This window comes from Defluviitalea raffinosedens (genome assembly GCF_016908775.1).
GTDB lineage: Bacteria > Bacillota > Clostridia > Lachnospirales > Defluviitaleaceae > Defluviitalea > Defluviitalea raffinosedens.
Window position 1 is genome coordinate 232,152 of the sequence record NZ_JAFBEP010000003.1, and the last position, 20,185, is coordinate 252,336.

The window sequence follows — 20,185 nt, forward strand, 5'->3', positions numbered from 1 at the left end:
AGTAAAAGGGGTTCGCTTCATAGCGGGTGTTTTTTTATTTCGTACACTTTGCGTGCTCACTCAATAGAATCTCCACCCATAAATAATATAGAAAGGGGTTCCCGCATTTTAGTGCGGTAACCCCTTTCTATATCGAAATATTTAATTTAAGAAATAAGCAAGGATCTTTACTGTTTCAGCACGGGTAATATTGTTCTTTGGTTTTATGGTTCCGTCTTCATAGCCGCCTACTACTCCTGCTGATACCAATGCTTCTACTGCTTCTCTTGCCCATGCTGCTATACTTTCATCATCTGCAAAATTTGGATGGTTTCCTGATGCAGCAAGTTTTTCTTTCGCCATTCTATAGAGGATTACGAAAGCTTCTTCTCTTGTAATCTTCTTATCCGGCTTAAAGGTTCCGTCTTCATAGCCACCAATAAGTCCTGCTTCTCTTATTGCATTGATATATCCTGCATACCATGCATTAGAGTCTACATCCTTGAATTCGGATGGACTATTAATTGGTTCTAAACCTAACATTCTGCATACTAAGGTGACAAATTCTGCTCTGGTAATCTCGGCATTTGGTCTGAAAGTTCCATCCGGATATCCGCTGATGATACCTTCTTCAACCAATTTATCAATTGCTTCACTTGCCCAGTGCCCTGCTGTATCTTTAAAATCTGCAGTTTGTGAAGACGGTGTTTTACCTTGTTCGGTTTCTGTAGTTGTTGGTGTTTCGTCTTTTACTTCTTCTTTAGGTTGGTCTGTTTCTTTTGCAGGTTGGCTTCCACCTGAACTGCTGCCACCGCCAGAGCCGCCTGATCCACCAGATCCACCAGAAGATGGATTTGTAACAGTCACAGTACATTGTGCTTTAAAGTTTCCATCTTCGGTTGTAACGGTTATGATTGCAGTACCTGCCTTCACTCCTGTTACTTTTCCTGTTTGGTCCACTGTTGCTACGGAGGTATTACTGCTTGACCAGGTTACTTTCTTATTGGTTGCATTGGCTGGCTTTACTGTTGCAATCAGTTGGATTGTCTTGTTAACTGTTACATTTGCAGTAGTCCTGTCTAAGGTTACTCCTGTTACTTTAATAACTTCTGGTTTTGGTCCTTCCTGATCTTGAACAGTCACAACACATTCTGCAGTGTAGCTTCCATCCACTGTAACTACAGTAATTGTTGCAGTTCCTGCTTTTTGTGCTTTTACTTTTCCAGTTTGGTCTACTGTTGCTACAGAAGAATCACTGCTTACCCATACAACAGCTTTGTTGGTTGCATTAGCTGGGGTTATGGTTGCTGTTAATTGTACTTCTTCTCCAACCTTTAAGGTAGCACGATCTTTGTTTAATGTTACACCAGTTACTGAACCTGTATTTGGCTCTTCAACTTCTATTGGCAGATTGTTTTGTAATCTTTCATATTCTGTAGCTGTAACAGGTAATACAGTTCCGTGACGTGGACGGGAAGGTAATTGATAGTTACTGGACATTGTCCAATTACCTGAATCTAAATCGGTTGTTTCAAATGGTACATATCCTCTTCCGCCAAACTCATCGATAAACAGATACCATTTATCTTCTCCGTTTGCCTTAAAGATTGTAGGACCTTCACCTTGGCTGATTGAACCTTTACCGATTCCTTCTTTAATCATTCTAAAGTTACCAAGGATAGAATCTCCCACTTCCTGGAATATAAATTTACCATTAGGTGATGAAGATGAGTTTCCTCTTTCATCTTTAGTAAATCTGTAGATTTTGCCATTGTGCTCAATCATGGTTGTGTCAATTACAGAATATCCAGGATTGTAGTATTCTTTTGCTTCTGTGAATGTGTAGAAATCTCTTGTTTTAGCATACATGATTCTTTGGTTTGGACTGCCGGTTTTACTTTCATCCGGATAAATCTTAGATGCCCAGAATACGATATACTCTCCGGTTGTATGATCATAAAATGCTTCCGGCGCCCAGGTACAGCCTGCAACTTCAGGAGAAACCTGTACCATTCTTTGTTTGGACCAGTTTACTAAATCTGTGGATTCCCATACCATAATATATAGGCTTCCGTATCTTTGAGCTCTATCCCAGTTACCATTGCCATATATTTTAAGGTCAGTAGCGATGAGATAGAATTTATCACCTTCCGGAGATCTGATAATGAATGGGTCTCTTACTCCATTTTCACCTAATTCAGATGTGAAAATAGGATTACCACTGTTAAGTTCAGTCCAATGTAATGGATCATTTCCCTTGCTTAATGCCATGTATATTTGTTCTCCGTTAGAATAGCCTTCTCCGATGAAGTAAGCGAATAAGTATCCTGCTAATTCTTCTTTTTCTGGCATTTCTCTAACAACTGCAACAAATATTTTTGTATCAGATACATTGCCTGCGGTAATGGTTGCTGTAAGGGTTACATATGTATCTCCACTGCCATGGGCAGGACGAACAACTTCTCCTGTTGGTGTAATGACTGCTTCATTGGAAGATACCCAGGTAATCTCTGAACCATTTGCGCCTTTGGTAGGTAATGTCAAATTACCTCTTACATCATTAATATTGTATACGGTTAATGCTTCTTTATCTAATTTTACTCTTTGTGCATCTGGAGACATTTTAATTACTGTTACTGTGAATGTTCTGGTTTTTGTATTTACACCATCAGTGATGGTTGCTGTTAATGTAACTACCTGGTCTCCGTCTGCATAACTTGGTCTTATAACTGTACCGTCATTTGCAATAACGTTTGGCTTATCAGATTGCCATGAAATTGTAGTTCCTGATTCCCATTGAGTTGGCAGGGACAAGTTAGTTATAACTTCATCTTTGCTTACATTCTTGGAAAGGAAATGAGCATAATCCAACTTGTCTGCAACAAAATCGAAAAGGATCTTGTTAAGTTCAACAATCTTTTCATTTGCTGCTGGCATTAGAGCTTTTACTTCAGATTCTGTTAACGCACCGTTATAAACTTCAAAGTCTGCAATCATTCCACCATAATATGGGTCCGCTGTGTAGAAAGATTTTGCAACATAACCGCTTCTTCCGCCTGTATTGTTGATTTGCGCCAAAGTATATCCTCTTGTTGAACCTGTACCAACTTCTTCACCATCAACATACAATGTAACCACTTGGTCTGTTCCTGAATATACTGCTGTAACTAACTTCCATTCGTTGGATGGTAAAGTCATTGATGCATCTGCCCCTGCTTCGTTTGACCAGCTTGTGATACCGAATCCAGCACGAGCACTTCTATTTCCGGAATTCTTTTTAGGTGTAACGAAAATATATTTATTTTGGTCTTGACCAAAACAGAAAATCCATTCTGCTTCGTTTTGTCCTTTCCAGTTTACTAAAGCAGATACAGTCACATCGGTTAATCCATCTAAAACACCTTGAGGAACTTCGATATAAGAATCAGTGCTTCCGCCTGCAAAGCTTACTGCTCCTACTTTATCATTGCCCATGTAAGATGCTTTTTCTTTGTTAATCCAGGTTCCATCAAAGTTACCTTTGCTGTCTTTTACGGTGGTTCCTTCAACATTCTTCATGTCATAATCTAAGATCAATTCAGAACCTGATGGAATTACTTCTCCCGGAGGAATATCATAGTCTCCAACTAAATCAGCTATTTCTTCAGCACTCAATGCACGATTGTAAATTCTAAAATCATCTATTTGGCCATCAAAAAGATTATGATTATCATTTCTTGATTTACCAATATAGTTCTTGGTTGTTTCAAGAAGCATTCTTGGTTCTACGTTAAAGACAGAGCTTCTTGCTACTTCAGTACCATCTACATATAATACAGCATCAAAACCATCAATGGTAATTGCAACATGATGCCATACATTAGCATCCATTCTCTTCGCTCTTAGAGCATATTTGTAATTTGAACCTAATGTTGCTGTGGAGCTTCCGAATTTTTCTGTGAATGGTGTTACTATAGCAAATTCTAAATTCGCTAAGTCTCCCTGAGTGCTCAAATACATTGTATTTCTGTTCGCAACTCTGCCGGTTTCTGATCCAAAATCAAAGATTCTTTGATTTGGAAGATTTTTATCTGCTTTAACCCATGTTGCAATTGTCATTTTTTCAAGATTCAAATCTTTAATAAGGTTCTGAGGCATTTCTACATATGCTGTGGATCCGTTAAGTTCAACCGCATTGCCTAAATCTGTAATAGTATTTGCAACAGTTGTTGCTCCACCTACTAATCTAGCATCATGATTATTTCCGGATACATCTTTTACAGTTGTTCCATTGATCGTACCTGCATCAAAAGTATAATGTACAACTGGATTATTTGAAGGCACTGGTCCTGCTACACCATATTTTGCCTGAAGTGCATTGTATTCTTCTCTTGTTATAGGTATAACTGTACCATGTCTTGGTCCCGGTGGCAGTGCATATTCAGATTCTGGAAGAAGGTTGTTCACAAATTGTGAAGCATCATCTAAATTTGTAGTATAACGCACATGATATGGCCATGAATCCAGGAACATATACCATTTATCTTCATGAATATCTTTAAATACGGTTGGTCCTTCATTATTGCTTCCATGACCAATGGTTCCGTTAAATCCATTTCTTGTATTTCCTACTAAGTCAAATTGATAACCGTTAGCTTCGATGCCATCTTTATCATAGAATACGTTATTTGCTTTTTCGTAGTAAACTTTCATGTTTACTTCTGATTTTGTAAATCTGTAAATTGTACCATTGTGTTCAATCATTGTTGTGTCAATGGTTGGGAATGCATCATCAATGTATACCTTAGGTTCTGAGAAGGTATAGAAATCTCTGGTAGTAGCATAATACATTACATTGTATTGGCCAGATGGTCTACCATTTCGATATTTTCCGTAAGTATCCTCTACTTTCATAGAAGAAGCCCAGAATACCACATAATCCCCTGTCTTTTCATCATAGAAAGCTTCAGGAGCCCAGGTATTTCCACCTTTTTTAGGAGCTACTTCTACCATTCTTTGTTCGCTCCAGTTTACAAGGTCATCAGATTCCCAAATCATTATGTAATGGCTTCCTGTAATTTGAGCTTGGTCGAAGTTTGTACTTTCTCCCATTTTTAAATCAGTAGCCAATAAATAGAATTTATCTCCTTCATGAGAACGTAAAACGAATGGGTCTCTTAATCCTTCTTCTCCCATTTTGGATTGGATAATGGATTTACCATTATTTAAAGATCTCCATTTCAATGGTTCTTCTGCTACGGCAAAAGAAATTTCTTCTCCGCCTTCATATTCCCCTGTAAAATATGCAAAGAAATATGCATCATAATCCAGATTTCCGGGATCTTTCTTTACTTTTAAATTAAACGGTTTTTCCACTGTTGCAGATCCTAATTGAACAACAGCAGTTAATGTAACATTTTTGTCCCCATCTTTAGGACGGGTTACTCTTCCTAAAAGAGTTGGATCTCCTGCTGCTTCAGCTTGGGCTGTACCTTTGATGATTTCTGGATCACTGGATACCCATGTAATGGTTGAACCATTTTCACCCTTGGTAGCTAATCTGATATTTCCTTTAATATTGTCCTGGTTATAAATCACTAATTTAGAAGCATCTACTTCGGCTGCTGCCTGTTCTGAAAACTCTTTTAATACTTTTACTGTAAACTCTTTAGTATCTGTAAGGCCCTCATAGCTTAAGGTCGCCGTAAGAGTTACCGTGGCATCCTCAGCATCCATTGCTGGACGGGTAACCACTCCTGTAGTAGAAATAACATCAGGGTTACTTGAACTCCATGTTACTTGAACTCCATTATTTCCTGTAGTTGGAAGGGTAATATTCTTTGTAATGGCATCCATCTTTTCATCAGCATTTGCTAAAATAATATTTAGGGATTCTTTAGCATCATCTATTGTAAGCTGATGTAATTTTAGAATTTTGCTTTGTGCTTCAACATACAATGCAGCTACTTCACTAGAAGATAATGGTCCGCCATAAACACGGAAATCGGCAATTTTTTCTTTACAATAAGCATCATTACCGAAGATGGATTTACTTAAGAAACCAGAATAACTAGCATTATAATCAATAATGTTAGCTATCTTACGATCACTGTTATCTGCCTTCTTAATTGAACCATGAGCCACCTGTACGCCATCTACATAGACAGTAATCGTTTGCTCTACTTCGTTCAATACAGAAGTTACCAGCTTCCATTTATTAGCTGTTAGAGGAGATGGTCCTGCGATACGTGTTTCAGTTCTCCAACCTCCTTCGGATATTCCTGAAACGATTGTTCTGTTATTACCATGAAAAGGTGTAACAAAAAAGTATGCATTTCCATACTCTATATCTTCATGAACTTTACCGAATCCAAAGATCCAGCGATTATCCCCATCATTTTCCCAATTTACAAGGGTAGATACAGTTACTCCACCGTCAACATGTTCTAATACATCCTTGCCATCGCTGCCCTTTGGTATTTCAACATAAGAACTATTCGCACTGGCAGAGCCACCTTTAAAGCTGATAAAACCGACTTCATCATTTTTTACTACTTGACTCTTTTCAGCATTTTTTAATATTCCATCGAAATTTACTGTATAGCCTGAAACATCCCTTACGATTTTCTGGGTTTCAATTCCATTAACATTCCTCATATCATAGTGGAGAATCAGGTCATAAACCATATCTCCTACCACAGCTCCCGCAGATTCTTCTGCAAAAACCAGAGGTATGTAAACACCCGAAAACATACTAAGCGTCATGACGAAAGTTAAGATAAATGACACTATTCTTCTTTTCTTCATACGTTTTCCTGCATAAACACTCAAAGTATGCAGTTTTCCCCCCTTATCAATATATTTTTTAGCACTTGCAAAACCTTAGTAATCATAAACCACTCCTTCCATTAATATACAATTTTGTCCATATAATAGAATATCGGTTTAATTATCCAACACTCTAAATTTCTAATTATATTTTTATTCTATAAGAATTCATTGTTAAGTAAATAAAATATTTTTCGAATTGTGTTGGATATTTTTTAATTATTTTTATAATCTTATTGTAATAAAATTCAACATACCTCTTTTACAGCAATCTTCTCGCCAGTTTTACTTGCAGAAACATTTTTTATATGAAACTTACTGGTTTAGATTCTTTGTTCTGCTGCTATTGGATACAACTTAAACTGATTCAATTTTTATTCTAAAATATTTAGTTTATTATTCAATTCAATAATTTTTTTAATAGTTGAATTTTTTATTAAAAATGACTTTAATAACGTATAAATTTTGTTTAATTATGCCAAAATTTTTTATTTAATTTATAACATGCTGAAATAATTTGGTTTTATTTCGAAAAAAGTTAAATGTTTTTCGAGGTTCTTAAATCAACAAATAAAGGACTGCCGCAAGTCAGTAATAAACTGCTTATGCGACAGCCCTCAGATAGACGAGAAACCTCTTATAAATTATTTTCCTAATCGAATCACATTCCATGACGCTTTATTAAGCATAACACGTAAAATTCCCTGATCCAGTTGAGCGGTTGTGCTTGATTTGGGTGCCACTTTTTGGCTTGTCGGTGAATTCACTGCCTTTAAGTCATCAGATTCTAAAGCAATGTGTTCAATGAATTTATACCCTTCAAAACTTCTTAAATCACATTCAAATTCAATGCCATCTTCTAAGTCTCTATTTACAGCAAAGATGGTGACTTCTTCATTTTCTTCGTTGTAAACAGCAATTGCTTCCACATCCAGTACGTCCGTAAATTCTTTGGTATCATGTTTTGTGGATTTTAAAATAGGTTGAAGGGCAATACCTCTGCCAAACCTGGATGCATGCATAAATGGGTAGAAAATCGTTTGCTTCCAGGCAGCTCCATTGGTTTCAGTCATAATCGGTGCAATAACATTCACCAATTGTGCAAGGCAAGCCATCTTCACTCTGTCTGCATTCTTCATTAAAGTAATCAGCATAAGACCAACCACTAAGGCATCTTCAAAAGTATAAATATCTTCTAAAAGAGCAGGTGCTTTTTGCCATGGTCTGTTTTGCATGGTATCATTGTCTGCTTCATTGGAATGGAACCATACATTCCACTCGTCAAAGCTTAAGTTGATCGTTTTCTTGCTGCGTTTTTTCGCTTTGACAAAATCACAGGTTGCAATAACGGTCTTAATAAAATAATCCATTTCCATTGATCTTGCCAAGAAATTGGCTGTGTCATTGTCCGCATTGCCAAAGTAAGTATGAAGGGATACATAATCCACGTGGTCATAAGTATGCTCTAGGGTAGTTGCTTCCCATTGAGGGAATAAAGGCATCTTACTGCTGGAGCTTCCGCAGGATACTAATTCTATGGTTGGATCAATAAGCTTCATTGCCTTTGCTGTTTCATAGGCAAGTCTTCCATATTCTTCAGGGGTTTTAGAGCCTAATTGCCAGGGGCCATCCATTTCATTGCCAAGGCACCATACTTTTATATTATGAGGCTCCTTGATTCCGTGTTTGATTCTTAAGTCACTATATTTGGTTCCCCCCGGATGGTTGCAGTATTCGAGTAAATTGCAGGCATCTGCCACGCCTCTCGTTCCAAGGTTAACAGCCATCATCACTTCTGAACCTGCTTTTTTAGCCCATTTTGTAAATTCATTCACTCCAACTTCATTGGTTTCTAAGCTTCTCCAGGCTAATTCCAGTCTTTTTGGTCTTTCACTGACAGGTCCAACGCCATCTTCCCAGAAATAGTTGGATACGAAATTTCCTCCAGGATATCGGACAATAGGCACATTAAGTTCCTTTACCAATTCTATAACATCTTTTCTAAAACCATCTTCATCCGCTGCCGGATGACCAGGCTGATAAATGCCTTCATATACAGCTCTTCCCAAATGCTCAACAAATGAGCCATATATACGCTTATCGATCTGGGAAATTCTGTAGTCCTTATCAACAATCATTTTTGCATGTTTTTTTGCCATATCACATTACTCCTTACTATATTAATTTTATATGGATTGAATAATTTTAACCTTTAACCGCTCCAGCTGTCATGCCATCAATAAAATATTTCTGGAAGCATAAAAATAATATGAAGATTGGTAAGATTGCAAAGAAAGAACCTACAATAAGCAAATCATAGTTATTACCATAAGGTGTTAACAGCGTTTTTAGTCCTATAGGAAGAGTGAATTTATCCCCGTCTCCTAATACCATAAAAGGCCATAATAAGTTATTCCAGCTGTTCATACCATTTAAAATTGCCATTGCTGCGAAAGAAGGTTTCATAACAGGCAAAACCAATCTGAAGAATATCCCATATTCTGTGGCTCCATCTACTCTTCCTGAATCGATAATGGCTTTGGGAATACCCCTTAGATATTGCCTGAAGAAAAATATGGTCCCTGCATTAGCTATCCCCGGGAGGATGATCGCCGAATAGGTATTCATAAGCCCTAAATCATAGATTAATGTATATAAAGGGAGTAATAAAATTTCAAAGGGCACCATCATAATCAATAAAACACAGATAAACAAAAAATTCTTTCCTTTAAACTCATAAGCCGCAAAACCATATGCAACAAAAGCACTCACCAATAAAGTAAGGGTTACTTGAACGATGGTTAAAAGCAAACTATTTCTAAACCAGGTAAAATAAGCATGATCCCCTGTAAATAAGAAAATAAAATTGTCAAAGCTCATAACGCTTAAATCAAATTTTAAATTAAGACCATATCGGATCAAGTCCTCTCCGGGTTTAAAAGCTGCCAACGTGACTGCATAAAAAGGAAGCATGATTAAAACAAATAATATTGAAAAGAAAATGCATAAGGCGATTTTTAAAGGCAAATCTTTTTTCTTCTTTTTTGAATGGATTTCATTTAAAAGAACTGCCTCATCAGAGGTTATCGGAGCCAAATTTGATTGATAATTCGTTTTGCTCATATTAACTCTCCTCCTTTTTAAACATTCCAGTCAACGCCAGCTGAATCAAGTTAATCGTCATAGCTACCACAAGGAGAACAATACCAACGGTCGCAGCGTATCCTAATTTATTTTTTTCGATACCTTGTCTATACAAATAACCAACAATTGTCAGCCCTATATTCTTAGGTGAGTTGTTACCATTAAATAACATGAAACTTTCAGTAAACATTGCCAGTCCCGCATAAATACTAATCGTCACAACATATATGGTTGTCGGCTTTAATAATGGCATTGTAATGGATTTAAACGCCTGAAGGCTGGAAGCACCGTCAATAGCAGCCGCTTCATAATATTCCTGATCAATTCCCTTAAGTCCCGACAAAAAATACAACATATTAACTCCGGTCCATCTCCAGCAGGCAAGGGTTAAAAGTGCAATTCGGCTAAGGGTTTGATCTTTTAAATATTTAAAAGGCCCCATGCCAAAATGGGATAAGATGCTGTTCATTAAAGAACCTGGCATTTCTCCAAAAATCAATCGGAAAATGGTTCCTGCCACAACAACAGATGTTAAAGCCGGAAGAAAGAAAGCTGATTTAAAAAATTCTCTCCCCCACATGAGTTTACTATTAATAAGACAGGCAAAAATCATCGGAAATGGAATTAATAAAATAAGCGTCCATACCATATATACAACACTGTTTTCAACTGCTTTAAGGAAAACCTTATCTGTTAAAAGCTTGGTATAGTTGTCAAATCCTTTCCATTTAGGAGCTTGCCCCAGTAATCTTTCCTGGAAACTCATGATAAAAGAATTTGCAAGGGGATAAAGCCAAAAAATCAGAAAAACAAAAATAAATGGCAAGACAAATACATAAGGGGCCACTTTTTGAGAATTCAAGACCTTTTTGAGTTTATTCATTTATTCACTCTCCCTTCCGTTTGATAAAATAACTGCCATATATGTTTTGAACACCCCATATATGGCAGACTTAACAGCCTCTTAAACTTAGTGAATTATTGCAATTCTTGTTCAATCATTTCTTGTGCTTCATTTAAAGCTTCTGTTACGTCCTGACCATCTTCAAAGATCGCATTTAATGTAACAGTACAAAGAACATTATTGATGGTTGGTGAAGCAGAAGTAGATTTAATCATTTGGATTTCATCTTTTACTTCATTAAGCACATCAAATGGATTGTTTTGGAAGTATTGGACAAATTCATTGTCTGGATTGTGAGTAATCTCTTTATTGGTCCATACTTCTGTATTAACAGGGTCAAACCCTAGGGTATTCCAGATTTCTATATTGGCTTGTTCTGAAATCTTGGCAAAGGTTAAGAAGTCTTTTGCCAACTGGATATCTTTAGCTGTTTTTGTAACAACTGTACCTGTACCACCCAAGCCAAGAGAACGAGGTTGGCCTTCTTCAAATACTGGAAGGGGAGCTATTGCAATTTTGCCTTTAAGGTCTGTAATTTCATTGGTAAATCTTGACATATACCATAAGGGCATAAGGGCAGAAGCATAATTACCCATGTTGTATTCACCTTTTGCTTCTTCTGTATCCGGCTGTCCGCCAGGAATTGTAGCGATGACATTGTTTTCTTGTAAATCTTTTAACATTTCAAGGCCTTTAATCAATTCGGGAGAATTAACTCGTGGATTACCATTTTCATCTGTTAAGTCAGAACCTTGTTGAGCTAAAAGCATGGATACTTGCCATGTAGCAGATGTATCCGCTGTACCCAGGTATTTCCCTGTTGCTTCGTATACCTTTATACCAGCTTGTTTGTAATCTTCCCAGGTTTTGATCGTTCTATAATCTACACCAGCTTGTTCTAAAATCTCTGTATTATAGAAAGCAACTGTACCACCTACGTGAGTAGGGAATCCATAAACCTTACCATCTTTACTGTAAATACCAAGACGAGATTCAACAATTTTATCTCTATAAGGTTCAACAGCATCTGTTAAATCAACCAAAGGCACTTCATCCCCTGCCAAAAAGTCAGGGAATCTGCCAAGCTCAATATCAGAAATATCAGGAGCACCCTGACCAGTTTGAACAGCAATCAGCAGTTTATTATGCATATCATCATAAGGCATAACCGTAACGTTTAATTTGATTTGTCTGTCAGGATTTTCTTTATTCCAAAGTTCAAGCATCTTTTCAAAGTGTTTTCCATGCAAGTCAACAAAAGTCCAGTAACTCAGCTCTGTTGCATTTTCACCTGCGGTATCTGCCCCTAATTGCTTTTCCTGTACTGCAGGGGTTCCACTTTTAGATTGGTCTGTAGTACTTTTGCTTCCACAACCTATTAATGAAGTCATTACCAGGGTTAAAGCCAATATGAATGAGCTCCATCTTAAAATTCTTTTTTTCATTGCTTTATCCTCCCTTTATGGATTAAAAATTTTTATTAAAAAGGCATTAGCCTTTTTTAATTTAAATTAAATTATTATTGATTAATTTGTTGTATTACTTATATTGTTGTAGGTTTTAGACATTTTTCGAAAGGAATAACGGATTAATTTATAAATATAATACAACTATTTTTGGGGTTGGTCAATATATTTTTAATTATTTTTTTAAATATTTTAGATTTATCTAAAAAAAGTCGGTCATTCTTTAGTTTAAATTAAAATTTCATAGCTTAGAATATTCATGAAATCACAAACTAATTTATATTTATTTAAAATATACTTTTTAATATATGTAAAATTGCACTATAATATATTGAATTTAAACAGTTAAAATCAGCAATTTTTACAGCAAAGAAAGGTTCATCTTTATTATAATTGATATTATTTTTGAACCTTCTTGATTTCCTCAGGTTAATAAGCTATACTATACCTATTCTATAATAGTAAAAACCATTTATTAGGGAGGCTGCCATCTATGCTGCATATCAAATCTCTGGATGAAGGTTTGGAGATCTTCAAAGCCCTTGCTTCTGACATTCGTATATCCATAATCAAGCTATTGTTAAATAACAACGAACTCAACATGAATGAGTTGGCTGCCCAATTAAACATAACGAACGGTGCCTTAACCAGTCATATCAAAAAACTGGAAAGTTGCGGGTTAATCTCCATCTCCAACGAATCTACCGGCCACGGCAATCAAAAAAAGTATATGGTACATGTCGATAAAATTTTAATAGAAGTAAATTCTAAAGAAGATGAGCAAAACATATACGAAACCAATATCAAAGTTGGACACTATTCTGATTATCAGGTTTTCCCAACCTGCGGTCTTGCAACGTCCAAATCCATTGTCGGAGAAGTTGACGACCCCAGATACTTTGCCCATCCCGATCGTTTTCAAAGTGATATTCTTTGGTTCACCAAGGGTTATGTTGAATACCTCATACCAAACTTTTTACCTGTTTCTCAAAAGATTGATCAAATCACCATCTCCCTGGAATTAGGCTCTGAAGCACCGGGATACAATGACACATGGCCTTCAGACATCCATTTTTACATTAATAATAAATGGATAGGTTCCTGGACAAGCCCGGGAGATTTCGGAGGCGTTAAGGGCATATTTACCCCTGAATGGTGGGAAATCAACTGGAATCAATACGGTCTTCTCAAATTAATCGTAATCAACCGAAAAGGAACCTTTATTGACGGATTAAAAATCTCAGATGTTTCTCTGAATGATTTTGATCTGGATTACAGAAGCACTATAAAGTTTAAACTGGCTGTACCAGAAGACGCTAAACACGTTGGCGGATTAACCATATACGGCAAAAACTTTGGTAACTACAATCAGGATATCAACGTCCGCATTCATTACAGCCCTTACGAAACAGCTGTTCCTTCTGATCCATCCTCCACTGGCCACTCTCTGTAAGTTAAAATCCGAAGCCAAACTTAGAATAATAAAATTTCTCACAAGTATATTTCTTTTAAAACATCCACTGGTTATTGATCACCAGTGGATGTTTTTATTTTGCGAGATAAAAAAGACTGTTGATATTTTAATGCATATCAACAGCTTTAAAATGAATTCCTTAGACTTTTATTCCTGTTGAAAGCACAATGATCATCAGTAAAATCAAAGCATTTCCTTAACCCATACCAGCATCTCACCAGTTTTTCGATTCCCCCAGTATGGGTAAGGTATAAATGTCAGCATTTTTTGTTCTGATGTTATTTTCTGCTCTGAGTAAAGCTGATTTACATCCCATCCTTCCTGGGTCACTTTCTTTCCCTCGCATTTTATCACTACAGTACCCCCAAGCAATTCTTTGTCATAATACTCTAAAAGCTTAGAAGATGTATCTATATAATAGGCTGGTAAATTGGATTCATTATCCACCTCTTCCATACAGTAAACCAGCGGCCCTTTCATTACCGCTACCTTCCCTATATTTTCTTTAACCAGAGGATTTGCCCTGACAAAACGAGGGGTCAAATCAAAATGAATATCAATGGTTCTCTGATCCATCTCCAATTCCAGAACACAATAACCACCTGTAATCTGCGGCGAATCAACAACTCCTCCATCAACTAAAATCTTATAGTCCTTCACATAGTCAGGAATACGCAAGTAAATCTTGCCCTTTACAAATGCCTTGCCTTTTAGTTCTATTCTCGTATGACCTTCATAAGGGAAATTCGTCTGCATATCCAATGTAAGTTCTTGGTTATTTACAGTAAACTTTGCTTTATTTGAAATAAATAAATTAACCCATATAGCATCTTCTTCAGCAAAATATATATATTCTCCAAGAGATGCTAACGTACGGGCAATATTGGGGGGACAGCAGGCAACTCCAAACCATTTTTGCCGAACGGGCTTTATATGTTCCTTCGAAGTCCTGGGGATACAATGATCCGGCCATACCTCCAAAGGATTCACATAGAAAAAGCTTTTTCCATCCATGGCAATTCCGGATAAAACCGTGTTATAAAGTGCTCTTTCGACCACATCGTAATATTTGCTTTCCCTGGTGATCCGTGCCATTCTTCTTCCAAACAAAGCAAGACCTATGGAAGCACAGGTTTCCGAATAATTGGAGCCATTCGGAAGGTCATAATCTGTAGTAAATCGTTCAAGCAAACCCGAACTTCCTATACTTCCTGTAATGTACATTCTCCTCTTTACCATGTTATCCCATAATCTTTTACATGCAGCAACGAGTGTCCCGTCATCATATTCAGCCCCGACATCCGCCATGGCAGAATACATATAAACCGCCCTTACCGCATGACCTTCCGCTGTTTTTTGCTCCCTGACAGGAAGATGGGACTGGGAATAGGCAGGGTCATAATTTTTAAATTCATCGAATATACGCTTAAAACCTGGCCTTTTAGCTTCTTCAAGAAAGTAATTAGGCTGTTCCCCTCTTCTGTCAAGGAACATTTTTGCCTGCTTTAAATACTTCACTTCACCAGTAACTTCATACATCTTATAAAGGCCAATTTCTATTTCCTGGTGTCCCGGATATCCTTTCGAATTTTTAGCGGAAGAAAATTCTTCACAAATCAAATCCGCAAAACGCTTCATAATACAAACAAGCTTATCTTTGCCTGTTGCACGGTAATACGCCACTGCCGCCTCCATAAAATGTCCAGCACAGTACAATTCATGTCCTTCCTGGAGGTTTGTAAAGCGAAGGCTTTTATCGTGAATCGTAAAATAGGTATTGATGTATCCATCCTCTTGCTGAGCTGCTTCGATCAGATCAATCACTTCATCAATGGTATTTTCCAAATCTTTATCCGGATACACTGCAAGAGAATAAGAGGCAGCTTCAATCCATTTTGCCAGATCAGAATCCTGAAAAACAGCTCCATAGAATTCTCCACTTTCGAGGCCGGCTGCTATCTTGAAATTTTTGATACAATGACTGGTTTCAACATCTTCAAGTCTGTCATTTAAAATATCCCACTGATAGGGAATAAGCACTTCTTTTACAAGACCTAAATACCGATCCCAAAAGGAATCCTGAATACGAACATTTTGTAAAGGAACCATCTTTAATTTATTCATACGCCACCCGTTTCCTTTATTATTTTTAATCTAAAACCCGTTAATATCCTCTTTTGTACTGCCACATCCTCTTATAAATTACTTTGCTTCTAAGCCGCTGCCCCATATGGCAATTCCTTTTTCTTGTGATAATGCTGTAAAAGTCATAACATACTTATTTCCAAATTCATCCCATTGCTTTAAAACCACACCTTTATATGTATCTTTGCCAATGGTAAGCTCTATTTCGTTACTTCCAACAAGTTTCCATTTGCCCCGGTAATCCCCATCAATTTTTCCGTTGGAATAAAGGATAATCTTTTGGGATTCTTTTATTTGGGAAGATATATCCCTGCCATGATTGATGATTTTATAGGGTCCTATAATATCTTCCTTTGTATATTCACCAATCGTTTCCCCCAAATATCGATAGGATGAAATAACCGGCCAACCATCAGAATTAAAAAACATCTGATGAACTCTTACTTCATGGGATTCTCCCCTGTTTTCAAACCGAGTATGGAAAATAATAAAGTATTTTCCAGACGCTTCATCATATATGGCAGAATTATGACCGGGGGATACAAGTCCTTTTCTTTTTTCTCCATCTTCTCCTTCTGTCCAAAGCCATTTATAATTACCCATCAGCTTTGTTCCATATTTCGAAGCCGTTTCATCGTCAAAGAAGCTTCCTTTTGGCCCTTTGCAGTTGATCATGTCATTTCCCATGGAATCAAAGTAGGGGCCATCGGGATTTTTGGAACGGGCTACTCTTATATTGTAGCCCCCATTTGCATCTAATCCCCCAAAAGACAAAAACATATAGTAATAATCGGTCTCAGGGTTATATAGAACATAGGGACCTTCTATTCTTAAGTGGTTTTCTCCTAAAATCTTCTTTCCATAACCTTTTTCAATCGGCATCCCTGTTTTAGGGTCCAATTCCAAAATGTATATCCCCCCTGAATAAGAGCCATACATCATCCAAAGCCTTCCCTCTTTATCAAAGAACACACAGGGGTCCACTACATTAGGATGTATTGTTGCGTCATAAACATCTCCGTTTTCACTGGGTATATCCGTCATACCGGATTTTAAAATAATTCCTTTATCTTTATAAGGACCTTCTATATTGTCAGATACCGCAACCCCCAGGGCAGCTAAAGGCTTGCTGCCTTCGCAGTTACAATAATACATATAGAACTTTCCGTCTTCCAGCTGAATCACATCCGGTGCCCAAAATGTGCTGGTCTGAGCCCACGAAAAGGCTTCTCTCATTTCTTTCATGGCATTGGGAATAATCTTGTTCTTTTCTTTTACACCTGAAGCAATCATTTGCCAGTGAATTAAATCTTCTGATTTAGCAGCAGCCAGGTGAGAACCAAATATATAATATGTGCCATTATACTTTACTACCGACGGATCATGAACTGATGCATCTTTAAATACTTTAGGTCCTTCATCGGATTTTAACTGGATAGTGTTAAAGCTTTCCCGGGATGTAGAACAAGCCACAAGCATCATAACCGAACTCAAAATGAAAGAAGTTATTATTTCTTTACGCATTGTAACCCTCCTAAATAAAATCAGGCTTCATTGCTCATATACTCGAATTCAGGCATTCCGTCTTTATTCCATTTTATCTCTAAGAACATCGCATGTCTGTTGGGGTCATATAAGGGATCTCCAACTATTTGCGAGTATTGTCTTGCATGGAAAACCATAATCTCCTTACCATCTTCTGATACCGTAAAAGAGTTATGCCCCGGGCCATAAACGGCTTTACTTTCATCTGTCCTAAGAACTGGTTCTTTCATTTTTGTCCATGAACCAGGATCCAGTAGATCTGCATCTTCATCTGCAACGAGCATGCCCACACAATAGCAAGCTCCTGTGGAACTGGCAGAATAGGTTAAAAATATTTTGTTATTCTTTTTAAGAATTGCCGGTCCTTCATTCACATAAAACTCAACGATCTCCCAATCATACTCTGGGGTGGTTAAAAGTACCCGTTTGGTTTTTAGTTTTATGGGAGATTCCATCTCTGCAATATACAGATTTGAAACCAGCTCTTTAAGCTGTACCTTTTCCGCCCATACCAAATATCTTTTACCTCTGTGTTCAAAAACTGTTGCATCCAGAGAAAAGGATGTAAAGGATAAATCATCTCCATCGCAGCTTTGCATTCTACCTTTTTCAATCCATTCTCCTGTCATAGGATCTTTCCCCTGACACTCTAAGACATAGGGTCGAATTTTCCACTTGTCTTCTTTTTCTCCCGCAGCAAAGTATATATACCATTTGTCATCCAGATAGTGTATTTCCGGCGCCCATATATGTTCACTCATTATGCCGCTGTCATGTCTTTTCCAAATAACAGCTTCTTCTGCACAAGCCAAATCTTTTAATCTCTTTGATCTTCTAAGAACAATGCGGTCATACTCAGGAACAGAAGCTGTAAAGTAATAAAATCCGTCTTTTGCCTTATACACATAAGGATCTGCTCTATTAGCGATCCAAGGTGTATTGTACTTAGTCTTAACAACGTTTGTCTTATCCATAATAGCCCCCTGATTAATTTTATTTTAATATAAAATAATTTATATTTATCTAAATTATAGAGGATTTTTTTATACATTTCAAGACTAAGCTTTTAATCCACTCTATTTTTCTTTCTTTTTTAAGGCATTTATCTCTATTTTAATAAGAATTGATCCCTCTTCCAGATTATAAAATTTAACTTAATCTAAATTATTTTTAATTTGATTGAATAGATAACACCAGGGCTTTTTACTGCACAATAAATCCAGAGAAGTTCCTTATGCAATAAAAAATAGCCTGGGAATTTATTTCCCAAGCTATCTTTGATCTTTAAGGATTTATTTAAACGCTTTTTTGTATACTTCTAATATATCTTCTACACTTGTATCCCTTGGATTTCCAGGAGTACATGTATCTCCATAAGCTTTTTTCGCAAGAGTTGGCAAGTCTTCTTCTTTGGCTCCGATTTCAACAAGCTTTTGAGGAATTCCAATCTCTTTTGATAAATTTTTAACAGCATCGATGGCTGCTTGTCTAAATTCTTCAACACTCATACTGTCTACATTGGGTACGCCCATTTGACGGGCAATTTCTCTATATTTATCACCTGTAGCCGGTGCATTGTATTCCATAACATATGGTAATAAAAGCGCATTAGCCACTCCATGAGGCGTATCATAAACTGCACCCAGCTGATGTGCCATAGCATGTACTAATCCTAACCCTGCATTTGAAAATGCCATTCCTGCAATATATTGAGCCGTTGCCATAGCGTCTCTCGCTTCAATGTTATTTGGTTCAAAAACTGCTTTGGAAAGATTGTTTGCAATCAACTTTATTGCTTCAAGAGCGAACATATCTGTCATACCCCAGGCACCTTTTGTGATATAGCTTTCAATGGCATGGGTAAGAGCATCCATTCCAGTTGCAGCGGTTAAGCCCTTAGGCATTGAAACCATCATATCCGGGTCTACTACTGCAAGAACTGGTATTGTTTTTGTATCTACACAAACCATCTTTTTTACAGCTTCTTCATCCGTAATAACATAATATGTAGTTACTTCTGACGCTGTACCAGCAGTCGTTGGAACTACGATCATAGGAACTGGCTTGTTTTTGGTTGGTGCAACACCTTCTAAGGATTTAACATCCGCAAACTCCGGATTGTTCACAACAACACCAATACCCTTAGCCGCATCAATAGGCGAACCTCCACCTACTGCCAGTATAAAATCTGCTCCAGAATCCTTATAAGCTTTAACCCCAGTCACAACATTTTCAATGGTTGGATTGGGATTTACATTGTCATAAATGACATAAGGAATATTGGCATCTTCCAATATTTTTGTAACCTTCTGAGTCACATTAAATTTCAGCAATTCCTTATCAGTCACAATGAAAGCTTTTTTAAATCCTCTGTCTTTGATCTCCTGCGGCAGTACTTGAATAGCTCCTTGTCCAAAATATGAAGTTTCATTCAATACAACTCGTTTTACCATATCATACCTCCATTTGGATCTTTAACTTCGTTAATATTTTATCATTATTCTTTTGAAAAATCAATATTTTTCTATTGTTTAGAAATTCTAGATAATTTTTTAAACATAAAAAAGTCAATGATTAAATCATTAACTTTTTATAAATAACTTATCCATATTATTTAACTAATTTCTTAACTTTATTCACAACATTGTCAACAGTAAATCCAAATTCTTCAAACAGCACACTGGCTGGACCGGATGCTCCAAAGGTATCGATGGTTAAAAC

The 20,185-nt window shown here is 36.9% G+C and carries 10 protein-coding genes; 1 reads left to right on the top strand and 9 read right to left on the bottom strand.

Going from position 1 to position 20,185, the window contains the following annotated elements; translation table 11 throughout:
* Window positions 1–141 precede the first annotated feature (141 nt).
* The 5 genes from JOD07_RS04265 to JOD07_RS04285 form a co-directional block, all read right to left on the bottom strand.
* The gene (locus JOD07_RS04265) at window positions 142–6,765 is read right to left on the bottom strand and encodes an immunoglobulin-like domain-containing protein (protein WP_204612449.1); all 6,624 of its coding nucleotides are present in this window, start codon (window positions 6,763–6,765) and stop codon (window positions 142–144) included.
* A 665-nt stretch (window positions 6,766–7,430) separates the two neighbouring features.
* Window positions 7,431–8,945, bottom strand: coding sequence for an arabinosylfuranosidase ArfA (gene arfA, locus JOD07_RS04270; RefSeq protein WP_204612451.1), 1,515 nt, complete (start codon window positions 8,943–8,945; stop codon window positions 7,431–7,433).
* Between the two features lie 46 nt (window positions 8,946–8,991).
* Complete coding sequence (locus tag JOD07_RS04275; protein WP_158739299.1) at window positions 8,992–9,909, bottom strand: carbohydrate ABC transporter permease; 918 nt, start codon at window positions 9,907–9,909, stop codon at window positions 8,992–8,994.
* Between the two features lies 1 nt (window position 9,910).
* The gene (locus tag JOD07_RS04280; protein ID WP_204612453.1) at window positions 9,911–10,813 is read right to left on the bottom strand and encodes a carbohydrate ABC transporter permease; all 903 of its coding nucleotides are present in this window, start codon (window positions 10,811–10,813) and stop codon (window positions 9,911–9,913) included.
* A 95-nt stretch (window positions 10,814–10,908) separates the two neighbouring features.
* On the bottom strand, window positions 10,909–12,279 hold the full coding sequence (locus JOD07_RS04285; RefSeq protein ID WP_158739297.1) for an ABC transporter substrate-binding protein: 1,371 nt from the start codon (window positions 12,277–12,279) through the stop codon (window positions 10,909–10,911).
* A gap of 514 nt (window positions 12,280–12,793) precedes the next feature.
* Between JOD07_RS04285 and JOD07_RS04290 the strand changes: the two genes are divergently transcribed.
* On the top strand, window positions 12,794–13,753 hold the full coding sequence (locus JOD07_RS04290; RefSeq protein ID WP_158739296.1) for an ArsR/SmtB family transcription factor: 960 nt from the start codon (window positions 12,794–12,796) through the stop codon (window positions 13,751–13,753).
* 204 nt (window positions 13,754–13,957) lie between these two features.
* On the opposite strand, the gene JOD07_RS04295 is transcribed toward JOD07_RS04290, so the two are convergent.
* The 4 genes from JOD07_RS04295 to fucO form a co-directional block, all read right to left on the bottom strand.
* Window positions 13,958–15,898 carry a glycoside hydrolase family 127 protein gene (locus JOD07_RS04295; protein ID WP_204612455.1) on the bottom strand — a complete coding sequence of 647 codons (1,941 nt, stop codon included), beginning with the start codon at window positions 15,896–15,898 and terminating at the stop codon, window positions 13,958–13,960.
* Window positions 15,899–15,976: 78 nt separating this feature from the next.
* Complete coding sequence (locus JOD07_RS04300; protein WP_158739294.1) at window positions 15,977–17,443, bottom strand: glycoside hydrolase family 43 protein; 1,467 nt, start codon at window positions 17,441–17,443, stop codon at window positions 15,977–15,979.
* Between the two features lie 20 nt (window positions 17,444–17,463).
* Window positions 17,464–18,438 (bottom strand): glycoside hydrolase family 43 protein, encoded by a 975-nt coding sequence (locus tag JOD07_RS04305; protein WP_158739293.1) that lies wholly within the window; start codon window positions 18,436–18,438, stop codon window positions 17,464–17,466.
* A 318-nt stretch (window positions 18,439–18,756) separates the two neighbouring features.
* Entirely contained in the window at window positions 18,757–19,917 is a 1,161-nt protein-coding gene (gene fucO, locus JOD07_RS04310) for a lactaldehyde reductase (protein ID WP_158739292.1), read from the bottom strand.
* Window positions 19,918–20,185 lie beyond the last annotated feature (268 nt).